Annotated in this window: 3 protein-coding genes; all 3 read right to left on the bottom strand. The window is 68.9% G+C overall.

Features of this window, described 5'->3' with window-relative positions; translation table 11 throughout:
• Nucleotides 1–42: 42 nt before the first annotated feature.
• From ACIF6F_RS37910 to ACIF6F_RS37900, 3 genes are read right to left on the bottom strand one after another with little or no spacing between them, the layout of a single operon-like run.
• Nucleotides 43–2,550, bottom strand: a complete 2,508-nt coding sequence (locus tag ACIF6F_RS37910) for a hypothetical protein (protein ID WP_399958605.1) — start codon at nt 2,548–2,550, stop codon at nt 43–45.
• Between the two features lie 9 nt (nt 2,551–2,559).
• A complete protein-coding gene (locus ACIF6F_RS37905; RefSeq protein WP_399260623.1) occupies nt 2,560–2,907 on the bottom strand; it encodes a helix-turn-helix domain-containing protein in 348 nt (115 codons plus the stop codon).
• Between the two features lie 12 nt (nt 2,908–2,919).
• A complete protein-coding gene (locus tag ACIF6F_RS37900) occupies nt 2,920–4,026 on the bottom strand; it encodes a tyrosine-type recombinase/integrase (protein ID WP_399260621.1) in 1,107 nt (368 codons plus the stop codon).
• Nucleotides 4,027–4,194: the final 168 nt, after the last annotated feature.

The raw sequence follows: 4,194 nt of genomic DNA, 5'->3' as shown, positions 1-4,194 counted from the left end.
CGTATTGGTAACCCGCGTTGTCAGAACGTGCGGAATGGATGCTCAGCGGCGGATGAGGTCTGCCGCGTATGCGGCTCCAGGGCCCTCGCTTTCGAGGCGCCAGGCGTCGGCGGTGTTCTGGTGGACACCGAGCAGGCGGCTCACGACGGCGGCTGGCAGCTCGGACGCGATGTCCATCAGGGCTGTGTTGCGGGCGAGGCGGGGCCGGACCCCTGCGGCCTTGAGGCGCTTACTCAGATGGGCAGGGCTGAGCGGTCGGCCTACGAGTCCACCGGGGAAGAGCCACTTGGACTCCTCGGCGGGCCTCGCGGCAGCGTGACCTTGACGCCGGTCGACGAGTTGGCGGATGAGGTCGTCGAGGGGAGCGGGCAGTTCGGCTGGGGTGCGTCCGAGGCGGATCGTGATCTTGTCTCCGTGGTCGACGACGTGGTCTGTGGTGAGCTGGATGATGCGGCTCGGCGGTTGGCCGAAGAGCAGCAGGAGGAGTCCTGCCGCGCGGTCTACGACGTCGAGGCTGGTGGTCTGGACGAGGTGGCGGACCATGCTCCAGCGCTGGTCCCGGGCGATCAGGTTGACCGCGGCGTTGCTGTTGAGGCTGGGAGCGTCGAGTGGTCGGGCGTGGCTGTGGCGGTGGGCCCACAGGAGGAAGGATCGAACGAGCGCACGGGCGTCGGGGCCGTCGGCGAGCCAGACGTCGAGGTGATCCTGCGTGCAGTCGCGCAGGGCGAGGTCCTGGGCTCGGAGCCATTCCAGGAGTCGTACGGCGTTGCGGATTTCGTGGCGGACGGCGTCGGCCTGGCCGTGGGTGACTTTCTTCCCGGAGGGCAGTCGGCGCAGCCGGCGCATGGGGTTCCAAGCGGTGTAGCTGCGAAGCGATTTGCGGTCTGCGGTGTTCTCGATGCGGGCGTAGGTCCGGGGCAGCCACTGTTCGAGGGCGGCGAGATGTTCGTCCCGGTCGGGCAGGGCGCCGCCGGCCATCAGGACAGCGCGCAGGGCGCTGACGACCTTCGGCGGATGGCAGAGGTCGAGGGTCTGATGGGTGACGGGCCCCTGAGCCGAGGCCAGTTCCTTCAGGATCGCGCGCAGGGCCGGTACTCCCCTGAGCCATCGCAGGACGGCGGCCGGCGGCAGGAGCCGCATGGCGTGGAGGGATGGGGTCAGGTCTTCGCGTACGGCGCCGTCGGGTCCGGTGAGCAGACTGAGCAGAGTGCGCTGGGCGGCGCAGGCGGTGCACAGGCCGTGGTGGTAGAGCCTCTCGACGGCTCCGCACGTGGTGCAGGGGCGGCGTGCTCGCGGGTGTCTCTCCCAGCAGCCCTCACAAAGGGGTTCGCCCTGCGCGGTGCGGCCAGCGACCCTGCGCGTGTGTCCGCAGGTGACGCACGGGACACGTGGGGCTCCGCAAGGCGTGCAGAGAGGGTCGCCCGCCGGGGTTCGGTAGACGGCGCGGCGTTCGGTTCCGCAGCTGGTACAGATCTTGTGGGGTTGCGCCTTGGAGTGGCATGGCCCGCACCTGGGGGTTCCGGTGCTGGCGTAGTAGCACGGCCGGAGCTGTCCGCAGGTGGAGCAGGTCGCGGTGGGGCGCTGGTAGCAGCGCTGGCACAGGGCCTGGTCCCCGGTGCGCTGGACGATGGGGGCGATGTTCCCGCAGCTGGTGCAGGGCAGTTGGTTGAGGACGTCGGTCTTCCCACATGGCCCGCACAGAGGCTCGCCGTCGGCTGTCCGGGAGGCGATCCATCTCTCCCGGTGGCAGTGCGAGCACTGCTGGGTGCGGGTCGCGCGCCAGCACATGGTGCAGCAGCGCAGGTCCTGGCGCGTGTGGCTGAGCGGTACGTCGCGGAGGCAGAAGGGGCATGGCGGTATGACCAGCGCCGAAGCTCCGCGGTCGGCGAGGGCCTTGATCAGACGGATGGTTCGTGGTGGTCCGTGGGCGCCGTCTCCGCTCAGCAGCCCGGGCACCTCCTCCAGGGCGCGAAGGAGCCGGGTCTGCCCGTTGCGGCTGCTGTCCGTGGTGCGGACGGCATTGGCGATGTCCAAGTGCGACAGGCCCGGGGCGAGGACGGAGATGCGCCTGCACAGCTCGGTCAGGACGTCGAGCCCTTCGTCCGGCGCGTGCCGCCGACACCGAGGCCGGCCGAGGTGGTCGCGGCCGGAGAAGTTCCTGCTGCCGCAGATCACGCACGGGTTGGCGACCGCGATACGGCGTGCCAGGCACGAGCCACAGATCCGCTGGTCGCCGTCCCACGCTTTGAGGGGCCGTGCGTTGCCGCAGCGGGCGCAGCACGGCAGTTTCAGGTTCACGGCACCCTGGTCGAGAAGTGCCCGGATCAGCCGTTCGACGGCCCGCGGCCCTTCGGGGCGGCCGGAGGTCAGCAGGCCGGGGTCGGCCATCAGCGCCTCGGCGAGCTCGCGCCGAGCCGGTCTGCGTTTGACCGTCGCGACGAGGACGGCCTCCACCAGCGGGGCCGCCAGGTCCGGTTCGGCCGCCAGGACGGCCTCCACGATCACGCGTTCAGGCTCGGCGGCAACGCGGGGCAGAGGGGCAGAGGCCACGCGGTTCTCCTATTCGGGGACGATCCTGGCGCGCTTGGGCCTGAAGTCGCCTACGCCGGAAGGGCCTTGGCCGGGCTGTTCGATGGTGCCGCCCGCAGCAGCCTTGCGGCGGCCCGCCCGGGGGACGGCCACGGGCTCGATCAGCTCGGGCATCGTGCAGCCGAGGATGTCGAGCAGTGCCATGAGCGTCTTCAGGCTCAGTCGCTCGGGCCGCTCGACGACCAGGCGGTACGTTTGGCTGGGGGAGAGATCGATGCCGCGTTCAGCCAGCAGCGGGCGAAGGTCCGTGGTGGAGAACATGCCGCGGGTGGCCATGATCTCCCGCAGGTGCCAGCGGTAGTCCAGTTTGGCGGTCACGTCGACGACTCCCTACTGCCCGTTGTTCAGGGCACGGTCCAAAACCTTGCGCATCATTGTGTTCATGAAGTCCCCGCTCACGCCGGTGTAGAGGGCGGTGGTGGACGGATACCGGTGTCCGACCTGGTTCTGGACGAACGTGGGATCGGCGCCGTCCTCGATCTGGTGTGTGACGTGGCTGTGCCTCAGGCAGTGCGGGACCAGCTCCTTTTCCAGCCCGAGCGCGTCACGGTAAGCGGCGAATCGCTCCTCGATCTCCCGGGGCCGCAGGCGCCCTCCACGCTCGGTCAGCCACAGAGCGGGCTTCTTCGAGGCCGAGGTGTAGCGCGAGCGGATGTTGACCACGTAGTCCTCGACCGCGTCGACGGCCCAGGGCATGACGCTGAGCACCATCCGGCGTTTGGGCGGCGTGCCTTTGGACCGTTTCCCGTACCGGACGTGGAGCGATCCGTACCGGCCGAGCTCGGGCGCTTTGGGGCTGCGGTAGAAGTCGGTGATGTCGAGCTTCGAGGTCTCGGTGCAGCGCAGGCCCCAGCCGTAGATGGCCTTGAAGACCGTCGCGTCGCGGTAGGCGGCGAGGGCTCCCTTGCGGCCGAGGCGGATCGCGCGGTCGACCTGGTCGTCGGCGTAGTCGAAGAAGAGCTGGATCTCTTCGCGGGTCATCGGCCGCCGGTCGGGGTCGCCCTCGTAGTCGACCAGGTGAGCGACGGTGTTCCACTCGTGGCAGACCTGCACCGGGTGGGTGCCGAACCGGCTCTCGCACTCCGCCGGCCACTGGTAGTGGGGCGAAGTGATGTAGTCGCAGAAGAGACGAAGTCCCGTCTGGTAGCCGCGGATTGTCGACTCCGCCCGGTGTAGTTCGGACGTCAAGTGGGTCATCCACTCATCGACATCGGCCGCCGCCCACTGCCACGGGTAGCGGTTGGTGAACTTCCCGAAGCGGCGGATGAGGTTCAGTCGCCCCCGGACGGTGTCGGGCTGCAGCTGGCGGCCTCCCCGCTGCTGCCGTTCCCACCCCTCCAGCATCGCTTCGAAGACCGCTTCCTCGGGATGCAGCAGCGAGACACCGGATAGCAGAACCAACCGGGCTGAACTCTCGCTCGCGACCGTTCCAGACACAGACCCACCCATCCACTAGGTGGGCGAATCATGCATCAAATGCAGGCTCCTCTGCAACGGTGCAGGTCAATGCCATTAACCTCCCCTGAAAGGAACGCGCACAATGTCGCAGACCACCACGTTCAACCCCTCTGAATCGTGCAACGAACGCAATTCCGCGCGGACCCC

It is taken from the genome of Streptomyces sp. NPDC086023 (assembly GCF_044540325.1).
GTDB lineage: Bacteria > Actinomycetota > Actinomycetes > Streptomycetales > Streptomycetaceae > Streptomyces.
This window is presented reverse-complemented; position numbering and strand designations above follow the sequence as displayed.